The organism is Arthrobacter sp. 10T413_2 (assembly GCF_056394205.1).
In genome coordinates this window covers 1-17,820 of sequence record NZ_JBFTHK010000030.1, presented here as the reverse complement: position 1 = coordinate 17,820, position 17,820 = coordinate 1, and the positions used below count along the sequence as shown (strand labels likewise).

General features: G+C 69.5%; 15 protein-coding genes. 3 read left to right on the top strand and 12 right to left on the bottom strand.

Annotated elements, in window-relative coordinates; genetic code table 11:
* Positions 1-12 precede the first annotated feature (12 nt).
* Both AC1DBQ_RS07475 and AC1DBQ_RS07470 read right to left on the bottom strand, forming a co-directional pair.
* The gene (locus tag AC1DBQ_RS07475; protein ID WP_476927901.1) at positions 13-789 is read right to left on the bottom strand and encodes an anti-sigma factor family protein; all 777 of its coding nucleotides are present in this window, start codon (positions 787-789) and stop codon (positions 13-15) included.
* Positions 786-1,292 (bottom strand): sigma-70 family RNA polymerase sigma factor, encoded by a 507-nt coding sequence (locus AC1DBQ_RS07470; protein ID WP_476927900.1) that lies wholly within the window; start codon positions 1,290-1,292, stop codon positions 786-788. Before AC1DBQ_RS07470 ends, AC1DBQ_RS07475 begins: the two co-directional genes overlap by 4 nt.
* Positions 1,293-2,049: 757 nt before the next feature.
* Here AC1DBQ_RS07470 and AC1DBQ_RS07465 point away from each other — a divergent pair.
* Together AC1DBQ_RS07465 and AC1DBQ_RS07460 are read left to right on the top strand one after the other, a co-directional pair.
* Positions 2,050-2,487 (top strand): hypothetical protein, encoded by a 438-nt coding sequence (locus AC1DBQ_RS07465; protein ID WP_476927899.1) that lies wholly within the window; start codon positions 2,050-2,052, stop codon positions 2,485-2,487.
* 148 nt (positions 2,488-2,635) lie between these two features.
* Positions 2,636-2,902 carry a hypothetical protein gene (locus tag AC1DBQ_RS07460; RefSeq protein WP_476927898.1) on the top strand — a complete coding sequence of 89 codons (267 nt, stop codon included), beginning with the start codon at positions 2,636-2,638 and terminating at the stop codon, positions 2,900-2,902.
* A gap of 58 nt (positions 2,903-2,960) precedes the next feature.
* On the opposite strand, the gene AC1DBQ_RS07455 is transcribed toward AC1DBQ_RS07460, so the two are convergent.
* Entirely contained in the window at positions 2,961-3,293 is a 333-nt protein-coding gene (locus AC1DBQ_RS07455; RefSeq protein ID WP_476927897.1) for a YegP family protein, read from the bottom strand.
* 746 nt (positions 3,294-4,039) lie between these two features.
* Between AC1DBQ_RS07455 and AC1DBQ_RS07450 the strand changes: the two genes are divergently transcribed.
* Positions 4,040-5,107 carry a quercetin 2,3-dioxygenase gene (locus tag AC1DBQ_RS07450; protein ID WP_476927896.1) on the top strand — a complete coding sequence of 356 codons (1,068 nt, stop codon included), beginning with the start codon at positions 4,040-4,042 and terminating at the stop codon, positions 5,105-5,107.
* Between the two features lie 150 nt (positions 5,108-5,257).
* Here AC1DBQ_RS07450 and AC1DBQ_RS07445 read toward each other — a convergent pair whose 3' ends face one another.
* From AC1DBQ_RS07445 to AC1DBQ_RS07405, 9 genes are all read right to left on the bottom strand, one after another.
* Positions 5,258-6,535: a DUF3500 domain-containing protein gene (locus AC1DBQ_RS07445; protein ID WP_476927895.1), complete on the bottom strand. Its 1,278-nt coding sequence runs from the start codon at positions 6,533-6,535 to the stop codon at positions 5,258-5,260.
* Positions 6,513-8,261 (bottom strand): FAD-dependent monooxygenase, encoded by a 1,749-nt coding sequence (locus AC1DBQ_RS07440; RefSeq protein WP_476927894.1) that lies wholly within the window; start codon positions 8,259-8,261, stop codon positions 6,513-6,515. Before AC1DBQ_RS07440 ends, AC1DBQ_RS07445 begins: the two co-directional genes overlap by 23 nt.
* Positions 8,261-9,109 carry a fumarylacetoacetate hydrolase family protein gene (locus AC1DBQ_RS07435; protein ID WP_476927893.1) on the bottom strand — a complete coding sequence of 283 codons (849 nt, stop codon included), beginning with the start codon at positions 9,107-9,109 and terminating at the stop codon, positions 8,261-8,263. Before AC1DBQ_RS07435 ends, AC1DBQ_RS07440 begins: the two co-directional genes overlap by 1 nt.
* 176 nt (positions 9,110-9,285) lie before the next feature.
* The gene (locus AC1DBQ_RS07430; RefSeq protein WP_476927892.1) at positions 9,286-10,152 is read right to left on the bottom strand and encodes an alpha/beta hydrolase fold domain-containing protein; all 867 of its coding nucleotides are present in this window, start codon (positions 10,150-10,152) and stop codon (positions 9,286-9,288) included.
* Positions 10,153-10,249: 97 nt separating this feature from the next.
* Complete coding sequence (locus AC1DBQ_RS07425; RefSeq protein ID WP_476927891.1) at positions 10,250-11,227, bottom strand: alpha/beta hydrolase fold domain-containing protein; 978 nt, start codon at positions 11,225-11,227, stop codon at positions 10,250-10,252.
* A complete protein-coding gene (locus AC1DBQ_RS07420) occupies positions 11,224-13,056 on the bottom strand; it encodes a glycoside hydrolase family 3 protein (protein WP_476927890.1) in 1,833 nt (610 codons plus the stop codon). Before AC1DBQ_RS07420 ends, AC1DBQ_RS07425 begins: the two co-directional genes overlap by 4 nt.
* Positions 13,053-14,066 (bottom strand): alpha/beta hydrolase fold domain-containing protein, encoded by a 1,014-nt coding sequence (locus tag AC1DBQ_RS07415; protein ID WP_476927889.1) that lies wholly within the window; start codon positions 14,064-14,066, stop codon positions 13,053-13,055. The genes AC1DBQ_RS07420 and AC1DBQ_RS07415 overlap by 4 nt, the downstream gene beginning before the upstream one ends.
* A gap of 51 nt (positions 14,067-14,117) precedes the next feature.
* Positions 14,118-16,652: a beta-glucosidase gene (locus tag AC1DBQ_RS07410; protein WP_476927888.1), complete on the bottom strand. Its 2,535-nt coding sequence runs from the start codon at positions 16,650-16,652 to the stop codon at positions 14,118-14,120.
* A gap of 97 nt (positions 16,653-16,749) precedes the next feature.
* Positions 16,750-17,820 (bottom strand): alpha-L-rhamnosidase-related protein (locus tag AC1DBQ_RS07405; protein ID WP_476927887.1); only part of this gene is annotated, 1,071 nt, incomplete at its 5' end.

Genomic DNA, 17,820 nt, shown 5'->3' with positions numbered 1-17,820 from the left:
CCATTGTCTCCGCTATTCAGCCCCGCCCGCGCCGGCTGATCCTCCCGCCGCCTGCATCCGCGTGCGGGAGTCCTTTCCGTCATCCGGCCGGTCCGGCCCCGGAGTCACAAGCTCGCGCTGAGGAGTGTCAGCCCGCTGGGGACGGCACGGATTTCGACGCGGCKGATGTCGGCGAGCCGGACAGCGGTGGTCGCCGTCGGCGTGGCCGGCGTCCCTGGCGTYGACAACCACCAAGCCGTACTCCTCCCGGGCGCGGGGACCGCCGGGTCCCGCCTGCGTGGCGACGTCCGCCGGGGAAGGCGTGTACGTGCACTCCCAGTCGATCCGCGTTCCCCACGGCTGTCCGGTGAGTGTTCCCTTCGCAACCAACGTGCTCTCGGCTACGGGGGTGAAGTTGAGGGCTGTTGCGGATGCCGCCTGCGTCTGCACGGCCGGCGGCGCCGGGGTGGTAACCGCAACGGTGACCGCCCCCGACKCGGCAGCCGCGCCCAGCACCAGTCCGGCAACGGCAAGTCGCGCGCGCCGGCGCCCTTGCTGCGTCCTTTTCGCCAGCGCGGGGAGGAACCCCTGAGCCGGCTTTTCGCTGTCGCTCCGCCCGAGGGCTTGTGCCTCTTCGGGTGACAGAGCGGCCAGAAGCGGCGGCAGACCGGCGAGTTCGGCCACGGCGGCCCTGCATCCCGCGCAACCGGACAGGTGTTCCTCGAACTCATGACGCTCGGAGGGCACCAAGGATCCCAGCACATACGCCGCATCCCAGCTGCGGTACTCATCAATGCCACTGTGATTCATCGAGTCACGCCTCCCTCCTGCAGCGCCAGCCGCAACGCCTTTAATGCGTAATGCAACCGCGACTTCACGGTTCCCTCCGCCAGTTGGAGGCTTTGCGCGATTTCGGCTGTTGTCTCGCGTCGGTAATAGGAGTGGATGATGACGGCCCGGTGCTCGGCGGACAGTCCGGCCAGGGCATCCGCGACGAGCCATCCATCCAGGATCCTGTCGACCCTGTCCGCTTCCGGAATGTCCGGAAGTTGATCGGTTCGGGTTTCGTGGCGTCTGCGGGCGCTGCGCCGGTCATCGATGACAAGATTGCGGGCAACCGTGTAGAGCCACGCCCGCACCGCCGCCTCCGGGCGTTGCAGGATCGCCGKGTGTTGCCAGGCGCGGATCAGCGTCTCCTGCACGACGTCGTCGGCCAGCGTGCTGTCGCTGGTCATTCGCATGACGAACCGCCACAGCGCCGGGCCGTACGCCTCGTGYAGCGAACGCAGCAGCTCGGCCYCCTGATCGGACATTTCGGCCTCCTGGCATGTACTACGACGCCGGAGCGCTAACGGTTCACCGGTCCCGTTTTTGCCTGAAAATCCGGGCCGCGTTGAACCCCCGGGCTGCCGGGCCCGTTCTAGGGACAGCCCGGCTGAACACGGCCGGCCTTCCTCCAGGAGTGCACCATGAAGTTTTCCCGCCCGGCGTATGCCGCCGCTGCGCTGGGCATGACCCTGTTGCTCGGCGCCTGCTTCGCMGGACACACGGCATCGCCGGCACCCGCCCCCGCCACGGTCACACCAGTGCCTGCGACGGGGAGTGCACCACCACTGCCCAGGGGCCCTGCAAGCCTTGATCCCGCTCCACCTCCGGCCGTTGCACCGGCCGCCCCGGCCCCGGCGGTYCCGCCGCCGGCTCCGGTACTCCCGCCCCCGGCCCCGGCGGTCCGGCCGCCCGCACCCGCGCCGCGACGCGTCGTTCCCCCAGCGGCGCCGGCCCCGCGGCCCCTGGCTCCGCCGCCCGCCCGGACACCCGGCGGGAACGACCATGATGCCGATAACAACGGAGGACCGGACGACGGTGACGGCAATAGGTAGCACCAATGATCCGCTTCGCCCGCGCCGCCCAAGGACGCGGTTCCTTGCCGGGCTGCTGGGGGCGGCGGCGGTGATGGTCGCCAGCGGTTGCAGTTCCCCGCCCGGCAACGGGACGCCGGCTGCATCTCCGTCCGGAACAACGCCGTTCGCCTGGTTCCGCGCCGGACCGGCACCGGAAGGGTGGCGGTCCATGGAACTCCCGGACGCAACCGCAGTCCTGTCCATCCCATCCGATGCAACACCGACGCCGGGCGACAGCGGCAGCGTATCGGCAACGGTCACCGGGCCTAACGGTGAGCTCAGGATCTATCTCAACGCCACGCCACAACAGGGCGAGGAGTCACAGTCCAACTGGCCCGAGTTTCGCCTCGCCCATCTCACAGGCGAGAACGCCGCATCCGCGGACCGGGTCTCGTACCGTGCCGGAATGCCGTTCCGGGGCGGCATCGGGTCATGCGTGGAGGACACGTATGTCACTCGCGTTGGCGCGCACAGGTACCGGGAAATAGCTTGCCTCGTTGCAGGATCCCGGGGAAGCAGTGTTGTGGTGGCTGCCGCACCTGCTGCTTCCTGGGACCTCTACAGCCCCGTGCTGGAGCAGGCGGTGAACTCCTATGTCTCCGAGTAGGCACGCATCCATCTGGGTGCGGCCCCTCTCACCGGACAGGCGCCCTMACCGGACGGCCCCCTCAACGGACGATGGGGGGGCACCTGGTTGGATTAGGTAGCACGAACACGCGAGACTGGAACATCTCGAACGCGAAAGTGGGCACCACATGATCAATCTCAAGCAGGACGCTGAGGGCTTCATCCGCATGAACCGGCATTTCCCCGAAACGGCGCTCATCAACATCACGTTCAATGACGGCACAGAGCAGGCCTACTCCGGGCGCCGRCTCAACGGCATCTATGACGAGGCCCTGGCCGTCTACCGCGCACAGAACCACCTGGACGCCAAGGGATATTCGCGCGCACCGAAAAAGACGGTGCACCCCGCGAACAAGATCGAGTTTGTTCCGGTCCACGCCGGGATGGCCCCGTAGCGGCAGACTCCCGCGCGCAGCCGGTCCGCCGGGGCCCCGACTGCTCCGGCCGCCCGCGTCAGACGACGCCGATCGCGCCCCCGTGCGCCGGACGCCGAAGGGCTCTGGCGCGGATACGTAGGTCGTTGTCGTGCACCCGCCGGTCCACACCCGGCACCGTGGTGGAGGCCGGCCTGGGCCGCGGTGCTGCCGGAACGTCGGCCTGCMCCGACGGGCACAAGTCACTGATCAGCCCCATGCCGGCGTACTCCCGCACGGCCGTGATGCCGGCGACGGCGGCGGGCTTGTCCACAAAGGCCGTGGAGACGGCCAGCACTGCCCCGTCCGGGCCTCTGAGCCGGAACCTGAAGCAGGCATCGACGTCAACAAATAGTTCAAATGTGCCTGCCATGATGATCCTCCCGATTGGCGGGCTCCCCTTCCGGACATCGTTGCCACAGAGCGGATGGGAAAGCTTCGCTGCTGCCCGCTGKTTTGGTTCTTCTGGCTGAACAGGTACCGTCAGCCCGTGTTAAAAGTCTCGCTGCAGCCTTGGAACGCTCACAAGGTCGGGTACGTAAATCCTAGGTAAATAGGAGTCAACCGCGCCGCKCGGCCTCCGGMACGGGGCCGGCAGAATGCCCCCTAGAGTGGCGGCCAATGGTCACGGCAGTAGGCCACACAGGTGGCCACCTGCGACGCTGGCGGGATCACCCGGTCCCGGGACGGGACGACGGCGTCATTACCTCCTGACGGCTCCGTCAGCGCTGCGCGGCCCGCGTCGCCGGAAAACCCGGCCATGGCTAGATCGTTGGACAACGTACCCCCCGGTTTCTTGGCTGGAGGCGCACCGGCTCGCATTACGGACCGCCATGCGCCTCACGCCACCCTATCGGCGGAGACAGACCCCGAAACAGGGACTTATGACCGTACCCGGGAACCCCGCAGACGCTTAGGCCCCAGGAMCGGCAGCCTTAGCCGGACACAAAACCGCCTCAAATCCGGCGTCGAACCATCCCAAATCCCTCCGCGGAGGTCCACCGTGCGGCGGACGACATCGGAAGTGTTTCATCCATTGGAATTAGATGTCGTTCCACCAKGGAATCCGAGGCAGTGTTGTGGACAGACCGCGGTCCACTGACTGGAAAGAAGGAAGCGATGTCCCTCAGTGTTGAGGAAATGAACAAGCAGCTCCCGGCGGCCAATGTGCTGCCAGGTGAAGCCGTGCCGTATTACATGGCCTCCGGCGAGGGCGCCCGCTATGAGATCAACGGCCAGCTCGTCACAGTTATCGCCCGCGCGGCGGACACCGGCGGGATCTTCAGCGCCGCCTACATTTCCGGTGGCATGGGCGCCGAATCGCCCTTTGTGAGCCACGCGGTGGAGCACAAGACTCTGTATGTCTTTGACGGTATCCTGCACGTCTGGCTCCCCGGCGAAAGCCGCATCCTTACGCCCGGGGACTCCGTGGTGATCCCGCCGGGAACGCCGCACGCGTACCGGATGGCCAGCCACTACACCCGGTTCCTGAACTGGATGACCCCCGGTGGTGCAGAGGCATACTACGAACGCGTCGGCACGCCCATCGATTCGCACGTCCCGCCGGTCACGGCCGGCCGCAGGCTCAGCCTGCGCGAGTGTGCCGAGGCGGGCGCCGAATTCGGCATCACGTTCCCCGACGTCGAGCCGGTGGCACCGTCCTTCCGGCAGGATGCCGGACTGCCGGCCGCCCAGAGCCCCTACTTCCTCAGCGCCGGAGAAGGCGAGCGCCTGGTGAGTTACCAGACCATGTTCACGTACCTGTCCCGGCCGGCGAATACGGGATCGAACTACTTTGCCGTCCACACCAAGGGCGCCAAGTCTCCCTATATTCCGCTGCATTTCCACGAACAGCACACGGAAAACTTCCTCTGCACCGAGGGCCGGATGTGGATCTACGCCAACGGTCGCGAGGTCCTGCTCACCAAGGGCGATTTCCTCCACGCTCCGGCGGGAACCATCCACTCCTTCGCGTTCGATTCCCACAATACCCAGATGGTCGGGTTCCTCACGCCGTCGGTCTTCAACGGCTTCTTCGAGTACTTCAACAAGCCCACCGAGGACTACATGTACACCGAGGGCGGGGAGCCCTACATGGACATGGAAGGCTTCGGACGCGCCCAGGCCGAGATGGACCTGACCGTGGTGGGTCCCCCGCCCCAGCGCCGCGCAGCGCTGGACATCTGACCGCCGGAGATCACGACGCACGACGGCGGCGGGCCGCGGTTCCCGCCGCCGAACCGGAGACAGCCAAGGCCCGGACTTCCTGAGGAAGTCCGGGCCTTGGGCGTTCGGTAGTTTCCGTTGGCGCATGCTGGGGTTCGGTTGAGGGACAGGTCAGCGAGCGCGCTGTTGCTCCGGCACGGCCGCCCGGTCTGCGGCCCGGAGTGCCTGGCGGACCAATGCGCGTCCGTAGTCGTTGCCGTTCGGCGTCCGCATGACGGTGTGCATGTGGAACGGAGCCGGGGTGTCGTTGCTGAGGAAGACTCCTGTGTGGTGGTCCAGTTCCATGACCAGCACGGGGCTTTGCAGGCGGAAGTAGAAGGCGTCCTMCGCCTCCCAGCCGCCAATCCAGCAGAACCATGTCTCGTCCCAGTGGGCCGCGATCTCCCGCCGGCGGGCGGTCCGCGGCCCGTCCGGGAGGAGCGCGATGGAGTCTTCCACGAGCTCGTCCAGGATCGTGCGTGCTGCGGCCGGCATCTCGCTGACGGGGATGCCCTCGTAGGGGATCACGCGGTTGTCCTGGAAGCACCCGGCCAGGTGCCGTTCGTCCCCGGGATGCAGGCGGCCCTCGGGCATGGCCGGGTCCTGCATGTCCGCGAAGACTGTGGCCTTGTCCTGCAGGGGCCCGGGCAGGGACGCCATGAGCCGCCGCGCCAGGGCGATCCGCGCCTTGAAGACCTTCACGCCCCKGTGCGGGCCGGCGTCGATGCTGTCCGGTTCCGCCCCAAGGAACACCGGCGAGACCACCAGCTGGGTCCCTGCCATAAGAACGTTGAGCGCCACGTGGTGGCCGAAGAGCTGCCAGCCCCACGGCGACGTCTCAGACGGTTCCCCGTACAGGGCGACGTTGTAGCTGTACTCGTTCATGAGCGCCGGCAGCTGCACGAGCTCGCCGAGGAACCCGTTGATCCGCATGAGGTTCCGCACGAGCTCGAACCCTGCCGGGCTGAGGCCCGCTTGCAGGACTGCCAGGATCAGCTCACGCACGTCCGGGTCCAGCTCGTCCAGCCGCAGTCCCGTGTCGTGCTGCATGAATTCCGGGTTGGCCCAGCTTTGCCATTCGTGGGCGTCCACCTCATAACAAAGCTGACCGGTCTGGTCCGGCGTGAGGGTCTCCAGCAGCTTCCTCGCAGCCGCCACCATCGCGGCCACGGGCGCTTCCTCCCCCGCCGCCGCAGGCTTGAGCGGGTACAGCCCGGGACGGACGACGCCGTCGCTGGTCACCCCCGTGAACGGCTGCGGATACAGGGTCTCCCAGCCCTGGATCATGGGACCGGCGAAGGAGTCGGTCTTTGCCGCCTCGGCATAGCCGCGGGCATCAWGGCCCCGGATCCGGGCCACGCGCGGATGGTCGGGCGGGTAGAGATAGTCACGGAAGKACGGCTCGGACACGCGAACTCCTGTCTGGGTCTTCGGAAGGTGTTGCCAGCGGCCAGCCGGCGGCCACGCCAATGGCTGTGGCRGCCCCTGCCGGGGCGTTCCCCCGCCAGGCGATGTGCTGGTCCGGCCGGACCAGCACCGCGTCGGCCTGCCAGTGCGTGGACATGGCGGTCCCGAGCTGGTCGGGGCCGACGGCGACGACGGCCAGCGGAATGCCGCGCACCGCGGCGGCGGCTGTGACTGCTGCGTAGGCCTGCCCGGCGGTGCGGGCGCCCAGGCTTTCGCGGTCGACGAGGAGGGTGAAGCCCGGATGCAGCAGGTCATACAGCGATGTCGTCGCATCGAGCCAGGCATGCGGGAGCAGCGCTCCCGGGCTCGCGGAGGGGATGTAGGCGACGGGGTCCTCGGCGGGGACCGGCAGGCCGTCCGGAACCACCAGCGGCGAGGAGCCGTAGCCGTAGCCCAGCACCAGTCCGAGGGAGTCGAACTCACTTTGTTTGACGGCCAGCGCGTCCCTGGCCACCTGCCGGGCCGCTGCGCCCTCCGCATTTTCCAGGCCCAGGGCCGGGTCCGCGAAGTGGTACGCGAGCGCCTGTCCGTTGGCCGCGGCGTCCCGGATGGTCCGGGCCGCCACGGGACGCCGTTCCAGCTCGTAGCTGCCCGGCAGGGCGGGCCCGGCCCAGCCGTCGAGGACGGCGGCGATCTTCCAGGCCAGGTTGGCGGCGTCGCCGATGCACGTGTTGAAGCCGTGACCGCCCCACGGCGGGTTCAGGTGTGCCGCATCGCCGACCAGGAACACGCCGTCGTGCCCGTACCCCGGGGCGAGCAGCATGCGCGCGGTCCAGGGATCGGTGGCGATGATCTCGACGTCGACGTCGGTCCCCACGAGGGAGCGGACCAGGCTTCCGGCGTCGGGGGATGCGCTGCCTTCAACGCCCTGGATAATGGCCCACCAGGTGCTCCCGAGGTCCAACCGTCCCACCATGCCCGACACGGCGGGGCCCAGGACCCAGTACTGGACCGCCGGATCGAGCGCGATCGCGGCGGCGAGGTTCTCGGAGCGGAACAGGACACTGATGTTGGAGAGCTCGGCGGAACCGCCGTCCAGGCGGATGTTGAGGCGTCGGCGCACGGTGGAGGAACCGCCGTCGGCCGCGGCGACGAAGCTGCAGTCGATGGCCCTGCGCCGCCCCGTCGCGTCGGACACCGCCACGCGCGAGCCGAAACGCCGCGGGCCGAAATTCCGGGTTCCGTTGCCCTGGTTGATGTCGAGGTCCTCAACGCTCAGGCCGGTCAGCAGCGTGATGAGCGGGGATTCGGCGACCGCTTCCCGGAGCACGGCTTCCATGACGGGCTGCGGGACCTGCTGGCCGCCTTCCGGCTGGGGGCCGTAGCGTCCCGGGGACAGCTGGAACGCCTGGCGGAACCGGGTGATTTCGTGGCCGGTGAGGGCCGAGCAGAAGATGACGTCCTGGGCGTACCCGACGGGCAGCGGGGCGGCGTTGCGGAGTTTGTCTGCCAGCCCGAGCCGGCGCAGGTGGGTCATGGTCCGCGCGTTGGTGGTCTTGGCCCGCGGCCTGTCCGGGTCGATGCCGGTCCGCGGCTCGATCACGACACTCGCGATGCCGCGGTGCGCCAGGTCCAAGGCGAGGAACAGCCCGCTGGGTCCCCCGCCGGCGATCAGCACGGGCGTCTGCTCCTGCAGGTCAGCCAGGGCCGCGTTGTCGACGGCGGTCATCAGGCCCGTGCCCGTAGTGAAGGGCCGCCCACGGGCGTAGTCAGCGTTCCCAGCGTGTCGATCTCGACCTCAACGGTGTCGCCGGGCTGCAGGAGCCACGGCGGGGTGCGTACGTAGCCCACGCCCTCCGGGGTCCCGGTGGCGATGACGTCTCCGGGATGCAGGGTGAGCGTCTGGCTGATCAGCGCGATGATGGCCGGCACGGAAAAGATCATGTCCCGGGTGTTGCCGTTTTGGACCTCGGTTCCGTTGACCCTGGTCCGGACCTGCAGGCCCTCGCGGAGGTCTCCGGCCTCGTCACGGCTGACCAGCGGGCCGAGGGGCCCGCTGAAGTCGCCGTTCTTGCCCAGGGTMCACTGGGCGGTGAGCTTTTGGGCCCGGCGCGCGGTGAGGTCGTTGAAGGTGGAGTAGCCGAAGACGGCCTCCGCGGCGGTGGCTTCGTCGGCGGATTCAACCCGGTGGCCGACGTAGGCGGCAACTTCGCCTTCCCAGTCCAGTCCGGCCTCGCCGGCGGGCACCGGCACGGGGACGTTGCCGACCGACAGGGACGCGGTCCAGCGGCCGAACAGGGTGGGATAGTCCGGCACGGAGAAGGAACCCTCGGCGGCGTGGGCCTTRTAGTTCAATCCCACGCAGATGACCCGGGCGGCCGGCGGGACCAGCGGCACTTCGGTGACGTCGGCGCGGTCCAGCGAGGGGCCGCCGTCGGCTGTCAGGGATCCGAACTTTTCCTGCCAGCCGGCGGCATCGGCCCAGAAGTCCTGAACGGGAGCCAGCGGGTAGACCCGCGAGTCCGCCAGGGCCGCGACCCATGCCGCGCCGTCGTGGGTGATGCCTATGTACTGCATGTGGAGGGCCTTTCGGGTTCCGCCCGGAGGGGCGCGGTGATGGGAAAGCGTATTCGTGGTCGGCGCGATAGTGGAACGGCAGAGCGGCACGGCAAAGTTGCCCTGTACAGCTACCCAGGGCAGCTACCTGGATCAGGCGGCAGCCTGCGGCTCGTGGCCGTACGGGGACGGTTCTGTCAGGGGACGTGCGCCCGGCGGAGGAAGAAGTCCACCGTGGCGTCCATGGCTTTCTMCGCGGCCGCCTGGCTGTGATCGGGCAGGATCCACATGTGGTCCGCGTCCTCGATCAGGAGGAGTTCGACGTCGGCGCCGGCGGCTTCCAGCGCCGCCGCGAGGGACGTGGACTGGGCCGCRGGCACGAAGCGGTCTGCGGTCCCGTGAATCAGGAGGAACGGCGGCGCCGCCGGTGACACATAGCTCACGGGGCTGGCGGCCGCGGMTTTGCCGGGAGCCTCGGCCAGGACCGCCCCGATGAGCAGTTCCTCCCGGGATCCGGGGTCGTCGGCGCGGGCGACGGCGTTGGGCAGGCTTTGTTCGCCCATCCGGGGCAGATCCGCGGGAGCGTACCAGCCGGCCACGGCTGCGACCTCGCCGGGAGTGTCGCCGTCGGCTCCCGCTGGGGCGGCTGCGGGGGCGAGCCCCACGAGGCTGGCCAGATGTCCGCCCGCGGAGTCGCCCCAGGCGTAGATACGGTCGGGATCCACGCTGTACTCCTGCACGTGGTCCCGGAGCCAGTGCACGGCGGCCTTCGCGTCCTCCAGCTGCGCCGGGAACTGTGCGGTCGTGCTGAGCCGGTAATCGGCCGAGACTACGACGAACCCCGCGTCCGTGAGCCGCCGGAACGGGCTGAAGCCGAAGCCGTCCAGCACCGGGCCGAGCGAGGACCGCTCCCCCGCCCGCCAGCCGCCGCCGTGGAAGTGCACGATGGCCGGGAAGCCTTTCCCGGTGTGGTCTGCGGGGGGCAGGTAGACGTCCAGCAGCAAAGGTTCGGAGACTTCGGGGCAGGCGAACTCGATCCCTTTCAGGACCTGTTCTGCTGTCATCTTCGGCTCCTTCTGCTGCTTGCCGGCATCTCTCGGTGTCCCGGCGTCCTCATCAAGGGTGTCTGATGCCGGTCTGGCCAGGCACCGGGCATTTCAATCATTGGAACGGCTTTGCCTGCACGAGTGCCCTCGCCAGGAACGCGAGGCCGTCCTGCACGATCCGGAGCCCCGCGGACTGGTTCAGGTACCCATGGATGGCACCGGCCTCAAGGCGGAAATCGACGTCGGTTCCCGCCTGCCGGAGACCGGCCGCGAACGCTTCCGCCGAGTAGCGCAGGTCGTCATATTCGCAGGCGATGATCGCCGCGGGCGGCAACCCGGAGGGGTCCGCGTTCCCGGGCATGGCATAGGACGACGCCATGGCCACGGGTCCGCCGATGTAGTTCTCCACCAACGCGCGGCAGTCATCCGGCGTGAACCGCAGGAGCCGCGGGAGTCCTTCGAGCACGTCTGCGGTGCCGTCGGCTCCGGCCACGCCGCCGGGCGCGGGCAGTTCGGCGTGCAGGAACGGGTACGCGAGGAGCAGCCGGGCCGGCATCGGCAGCCCGGCGTCCTTGAGGTAGAGCGCGGCGCCCACGGCGAGGTTKCCGCCGGCACTGGCGCCGCCCAGGCACACCCGGCCGGCGTCCGCGCCGAGCTCGGCCGCGTGCTCCACGGTCCAGAGCCAGGCGGTGAGGACGTCCTCGTGCGGTACGGGGAAGTGCACGCCGTCGCGGGCAAGCCGGTAGTCCACCGAGACCACCACGCCGCCGCTCCGGGCGGCAACTTCCCTGGCCAGCTGGTCAGCTTCGCGCATGTCCAGCCCGCCGCCGGCAAATCCGCCGCCGTGCATCCAGACGAGCGCTGGAGCGTCGGCATGGMCCGGGGCGCCACCGTAGATCCTGAGCGGGACGGGACCGTTCGGTCCGCGCGCCTCGGCTTCCCGGACGCGGACGTCGGGCGCCTCATAGGGCAGGCTGCCGGCGCTGAAAGCCTCGAGCCGCTCCGGGCCGCCGGGTTGGGCCAGGAGATCGGTGAACGACCCCGCGCCGGCCAGGTGGTGGAGCGCGCCGGCGAGGTCCGGATCCAGGCTCATGGCCGGCGCCCCGCCACGGGCTCAGCACCGGGCAGCGGAACCCGCGCGCCGGCGGCGTCTTCAAAGGTGGCGTCTCCCGCGGCCGGCAGGGACAGACCGTGGCCATAACGGAAGACGGGGTCTTCGGTATCGAACGGCATGTCCTCCCGGGAGGCCTCCACGGCGGCCATGGACCGCGGGAGGTCAAAGGGCAGCCGGCCCTCCGGCATGGCGCGTCCGGTGATGACGTCCGCGAGTGCGTCCGCGTCGGATCCGTAGTTGGCCAGCAGGGCCGCGGCGTGTTCGGCGAGTTCGGGCAGGACGGCGGGCCGTTCGAGGTTGATGTCGATCACCRTGGGGACGGCCCGGCAGATGGCGGTGACACGCTCGATCTCCTCCGGTGCGAAGGCCAGGTTGCCGCAGTGGAAGAAGGATTCGAAGCCCTMGCCGCGCACTTCGAACGGGGTGCGCAGCCGGAGGACCGCGAGGTCCGCGGCCTCCGGCGTCGGGACGCCGATGAAGCCCGGCCCCAGGTCCCCGGCCGTGAGGCCTTCGAGGTAGACCCTCGCCCCTTCKGTCAGCKGCAGGGTCGGGACGCCGTCGACGTCCTTGTTGGTGAGAAGTGTGTAGGATCGGCGCTGCATGGCCCGCCCGGCCGCCCGGAATTGCGGGGTTCCCACCGACGTGTCAGCGGCGGCCGCGTCCACCAGGGGATTCTCGAACAGCCCCAGGAGGAATTTCTCCTCCAGCAGCTTGCGGACGGAGACGTCCAGCCGGTCCTCGCTGAGCTTCCCGGCCCGGACAGCGCCGGTCATGAGTTCAAYGCAGCTTTCGCCACCAATCTGGTCCACACCGGCGTCCAGCGCCTTGAGCAGCCGCTCCTCGGGGGTCAGATGTTCMACGCCCCATGCGCGGGCCGGGAACACCCTGCCGAAAATGTCCCCGTCGGTGAGGACGCCCCAGTCCGAGCACACGATGCCGCCGAAGCCGAGCTCTTCCCGCAGGAGTTCCGTGAGGATGCGCTTGTTGAAGGCGAAGCCCACTTCCTCGTACTCGGTCCCKACCGGCATGCCGTAGTACGGCATGATCTGGCGCGTGCCGGCATCGACGGCTGCCCGGAAGGGCAGCAGGTGGTAGTCGAAGTTGCCGCCGGGATAGACCTGTTCGCGGCCGTAGCTGAAGTGCGGGTCCTCCCCGCCCCGCTGGGGGCCGCCCCCGGGGAAGTGCTTGGTCATGGTGGACACGGACTCCGTCCCGAACGTCTCGCCTTGGAAGCCGCGGACGTAGGCGCCCACCAAATCCGCGGCGAGCTCGGCGCTCTCGCCGAAGGTGGCGGCACCGCGGGACCAGCGCGGTTCGGTAAAGACGTCAACCTGGGGGTGCAGCGCGGCCCGGATGCCGAYCGCACGGTACTCCTGCCGGGCGACATCGGCAAACTCCTCCACGGCGTCGGGGTCCCCGACGGCAGCGAAGCCGAGCGCTTCGGGCCACTGGGAGAACGGGCCGGCCAGGGCCCCGGTGCCCGGGTTGTCCGTGTAGGCGTGGCGGGGGTCGGTGGAGAGTGTGACCGGGATGCCCCAGCCGGTTTCCGCGGCGATCCGTTGGATGCTGTTGTGCCATGCGGCGAGTTCCCTGGCCTGGGTGGCGGCGCCAATGATGTTGAAGTGGTTGATCCGGCGCTCGCGGATCAACTCCTCGGCCGGGCCTGTCCCGAGCGCGAACGGGAGCGCGCCGTGGAACATCAGGCCCGCCTTGTCCTCGAGCGAGAGMCTGGACAGGAGGTCCTGGACGCGTTGCCCGACAGGCAGGCCGGCGTCCTGGTAGGGGTAGCGGATGGTGGCGGGGATCATGGCTGGCTCAATTCGTTGGAGAGGAAAGTGACGGCGGCGTCCAGGATGCTGTCGATCCGGTCTTCCGCGCCGAAGAAGCAGTGGTCTGCGCCGTCGACGACGACGAGCTCGTTGCGGACGCCCGCGGCGTCAAGCGCCTGCGAGAGGATCCTGCTCTGGGACAAGGGCACGAGAGCGTCGCTGTCGCCGTGGATCAGCAGGAACGGCGGCGCGTCTGCGCTGACGTGGCCCAGCGGGCTGGCGGCCTCCAGCAGCTCCGGGTCGCCGGAGCCGCCAACGAGCATGGGMCCCGGTTCCAGGCTCATCCCGGCCGGTACGGCGGCAACCATGGGGCCGGCAAGGAGGCCGTCCGGGAGCTGCATCGGGGGCATGAGGGGCAGTGAAGACACCCCATAGAAGTCCACGACGGCGGAGACCGCGCTGKAGGGCCCCTGCGCGCCGATGCCGCCTTCGAGGTCTTCCCGGCCGCCGGTCAGGCCCAGCAGCGCCGCCAGGTGGCCGCCCGCCGATTCGCCCCAGGCGCCGATCCGGTCCGGATCGATCCCCAGCTCCCGGGCGTGGGCGCGKAGGTACCGCACCGCCGCTTTCAGGTCATGCAACTGGGCCGGGAAGGCTGCCTCGAGGGCCAGCCGGTAGTCGACGGTCGCACAGGCGATCCCTGCCKCGTTGAGCCGGGAGAAGACCGAATTCACGGGGAACGTGGGCGGCAGCTCACGCCGGTCGCCCAGCTGGAAGGCGCCCCCGTGGACCCAGAGCACCAGCGGCACCGGACTCTTACCCTGGCCCCCGTCCCCGCCGGTCCGCGGAAGCCAGATGTCCATGGTGAGCGCACGGAACCCGATAGTCCTGACGTAGCTGACTTCCCGGTGCACGTCGGAGACCTCGGACACGTGGACCGCCGTGCCCGGGCCATCGAACGCCGGGAAGGCGGGACCCGCGGCTCCGGCCGGGGGTGCCGGAGCGTCGGGGCTTCCTGCCATTTCGCTTCCTGCGGTTTCAGTAGTGGTCATGCTGCGCTCCTGATGAGGTCGGGGTGGTTCACGGCTGGTTACCGCGTTCAGTTATGGGCGGGGACGGTCACTAGCGGGAACAGGCGCCGCCGGGCTAGTGGATGCTGCGAGGGGTCCGGACAGAGCGGCCGGCGCGGCCCCGGCGTGCTCGGCCGGCGCGATCCTGAAGGTGCTCGCCTCGCCGCACCAGCCGCGCACGGTGTTCCAGTGCTGGAAGGTCCGCCCGGGCAGCGTCACCATGATCTCCCGGCGTTCCCCGGCCGGGATCAGGGCCGTAGCGAAGCCTGCCAGCCAGAAGTCAGGGCGTTCCACTGCCGATTCCGGGGCGTCCGCATAGATCTGTGCCAGATACTTTCCGGCCCTCGACCCGGTGTTGCGGACGGTCAGCACGGCCTGGGGGTCGTCCCCGGGCGCCGGTGCCCCGAGGAGCCTGAACCCGTCCACCGCGAACGTGGTGTAGCCGAGTCCGTGGCCCAGCCAGTACGCCGGGGCGGCGGGCTGCCCGGCTTGACTGGCGTGCCTGGCTTGTCGTGCCCAGCCGCGGTATCCGACGTGGAGCCCCTCCGTGTACTCGAGCTGGCCGTGCCGCGGTCGGGTGTCCCGGACCGGAGCGTCAGCCAGCGCGGCCGGMCAGGTRGTCGGCAGGTGCCCGCCGGGTTCGGTGTCGCCGAACAGCACGTCGGCCAGCGCGTTCCCGAATTCCATGCCCGGGAACCAGACCAGCAGAACGGCGGCGGCATCGTTGCGCCAAGGCATCTCGACGGGGGCACCGGCGTTGACCACCACCACCGTGCGCGGGTTGGCCGCGATGACGGCGCGGACCAGGTCATCCTGCCGGCCCGGCAGCGCCAGGGACGTCCGGTCGAAGCCCTCGCTTTCGACGACGCCGGAGGTCCCCACCATGACGACGGCGACGTCCGCGGCACCTGCTGCGGCAACGGCCTTGGCAATCTCGAGGTCGGCCGGCTCGCGGGGTTCGCCGACGGCCAGCCCCACGCGGAACAAGGTGGCATCCGGATGCCAGGTGTAACGCAGCGTGAGCCGCACCGGCTCCCCTGCCGCAAGTTCGACGTCGGCGGCTTCCTCCGGCGCACCGATCAGCACGGCCTCGATGTCCTCGTAGCGGTGCCGCGAATCCGCGGCCGCCACGCGCTCGCCGTTGACCTCCAGGGTGGCGTGCCCAATAGCTTTTAAACCCAGCTTCCAGAGGCCGGAAACCTGCGGGGTGAAGATTGTTTCGATGTCGACGGCGGTGGCGCCGTCAGGGATGGCCCCGGCGCCACGGGTGAGGGTGGTGCKGGGACCGTAATCCTCCGCGAGGGTCCCGGCGGCTCCCCGCCAGGTTAGCCGGACACGCCGTTGCCCGGAGCCCGGCGCACGACCCGGCGCCTGGCCCGGCGCGTGGCATTCGGCGTCGCGGGGTTCGCGAAGGCCGTCGGAGAGCCAGGCGCCCTGGACCGTGGTGAGCTGAGCGCCGTCGCCGAGCCGGGCGCGCAGGCCGGCGGCGGGCGCTACCGTGTGGGACGGGAACACCGAGGCGCTGCCGCCGCCCTGGGTCCGGGGGTCCGTGGCCGCCGGGCCGATTAYGGCGAGGGACGTGATGTCCCGGGGTGTGAGCGGGAGGATGCGGTCGTGGTTTTCCAGGAGCACGAATCCTGCCGCCGCGGCCTCGCGGGCGACGGCGGCCCCGGCTTCGGGTTCCCCCGGTTCCTGCCGGCGGCCCTCCTCCACGCGCCGGCCCAACGTGAGCAGCCGGCGCACTTTCCCGTCGATCACGGCCTCGGGGACCAGCCCGGACGCGTTGGCTTTCACCAGCGGGTCGCCCCACAGCTTCTCCGGTCCCGGCATGGCGAGGTCCGTGGCGGACAGGGCCGAGTCCACGGTGGAGTACACCGCATGCCAGTCGGACACCACGGAGCCGTCGAATCCCCACTCGGTCTTGAGCGGGTTCTCTGTGAGGGGATTTTCGGTCATGGGCTTGCCGTTGACGCCGTTGTACGCGGCCATGATCATCCACGGCCGGGCCTGTTTGACCACCCGTTCAAACGGTGCGAGGTACACCTCGTGCAGGGTCCGTTCGTCGATCAGGTTGTTGACGGTCATCCGTTCGGTCTCCGCCTCGTTGGCGACGAAGTGCTTGGGGCAGGCACCAATGCCCTGGCCCTGGATTCCGTCGACATAGGCGGCTGCCAGTTCACCGGTGAGGAGCGGGTCCTCGGACAGGCATTCGAAGTTCCGGCCGGCCAGCGGCGAGCGGTGCAGGTTCATGGTGGGTCCGAGCACCACGTCGACCTCCTGCCGCCGTGCCTCGGCGGCCAGCAGCCTGCCCACCCGGGCCAACAGCCGCCGGTCCCAGGTGGACGCCAGGCATGTGGCGGACGGGAGGTTCACCGAGCCCGCGGCCTCGTTGTCGCGGTGGCCCCGGACCCCCACGGGTCCGTCGGACACGGTTATCTTCGGCAGGCCAAGGCGCGGCTCGGCCTGGGTGAACCACAGCCCGGAGCCGCTCAGGAGCCGGATCTTCTCGGCCACCGGAAGGGTGCGGATCGCCTCGTCGACGTCGGCGTCAAAGCTCGTGGAGGTCATTCTTTCATGCTCCTGATCGTGGGGTGTCTTCAGTTACCAGCCTGTTTTCCCGCCGGCGGGGTGGATAGTGGAGAACTTACGAAACGACGGCCGCCGCCTACACCGCGGCGGACGTCAGACGGTGCGCGCCGGCACCCACGGTGCGGGAGTCCTGTCCCGGCAGCCGGATCTCCGCCTCCACTCCGTCAGGGACCATMGCGTMGAGTTCCAGCGCGCCGTCCGCCGACGTCCGCCACTCGACGGCGATGGTGCCGTGCGGGCTGCGGAGGCTGGACTTGGCCCAGTCGATGCCGCCTCCCGGCACGGGCGCGATCAGCACCTTGGAATAGCCGGGGGCCAGGGGCCGGATACCGCCCACGTACTTGTGCAGCCAATCGGCGATGGCACCGAGCGCGTAGTGGTTGAAGCTTGTCATCTCGCCGGGGTTGATGGTGCCGTCCGGCAGCATGGAGTCCCAGCGCTCCCAGACGGTGGTGGCTCCCATGGTCACCGGGTACAGCCACGACGGGCACTCCTGTTCCAGCAGGAGCCCGTAGGCCTCCTCGATGTGTCCGGTATCGGCCAGGGCGCCGGTGATAAACGGGGTTCCGGCGAAGCCCGTGGAGACGCGGTATTGGTTGTTCCGCACCAGTTCGGCGAGGCGGGTGCCGGCAAAGTCCCGCTGCTGGCCGGTCTGCAGGACGTCGAAGGCGATGGCCAGTGCGTAGACGGTGGTGCAGTCGCTGTGGATGGTGCCGTCGGCGGCAACGTAGTGGGTGTTGAAGGCCGCTTTGACCCGTTCGGCGAGGCGGCCGAACGCGGCGGCGTCGGCGTCGTGCCCCAAGAGCGCAGCCGTAGCCGCCGTGATGGACGCCGTGCGGTAGAGGCATGCGGTGGCGACGACGCCGGTGTCCGCCTTTGCGGCCCACGGCTGGTCCGGCGCGGCGTCCGGGTCCAGCCAGTCGCCGAACTGGAAGCCTTCATCCCAGAGCCCGGMGGGCGATAGCAGGCCTTCCACCCGGCGTGTGTGCGAAGCCATCGAGTCATACTGGTCCCTGAGTACGGTGTCGTCGCCATAGGCCTCCCACAGCGCCCAGGGCACCCACACGGACGCATCGCTCCAGACGGCCGAGGATTCCGGTGCCGGGAATTCCGGCGGCTGGGGGCAGTACTTCAGCGCGTCCGGCAC

Coding starts and splice junctions, on each gene's coding strand:
- AC1DBQ_RS07450 (WP_476927896.1), top strand. CDS start 4,040: ATGTCCCTCAGTGTTGAGGAAATGAACAAGCAGCTCCCGGCGGCCAAT.
- AC1DBQ_RS07465 (WP_476927899.1), top strand. CDS start 2,050: ATGGAACTCCCGGACGCAACCGCAGTCCTGTCCATCCCATCCGATGCA.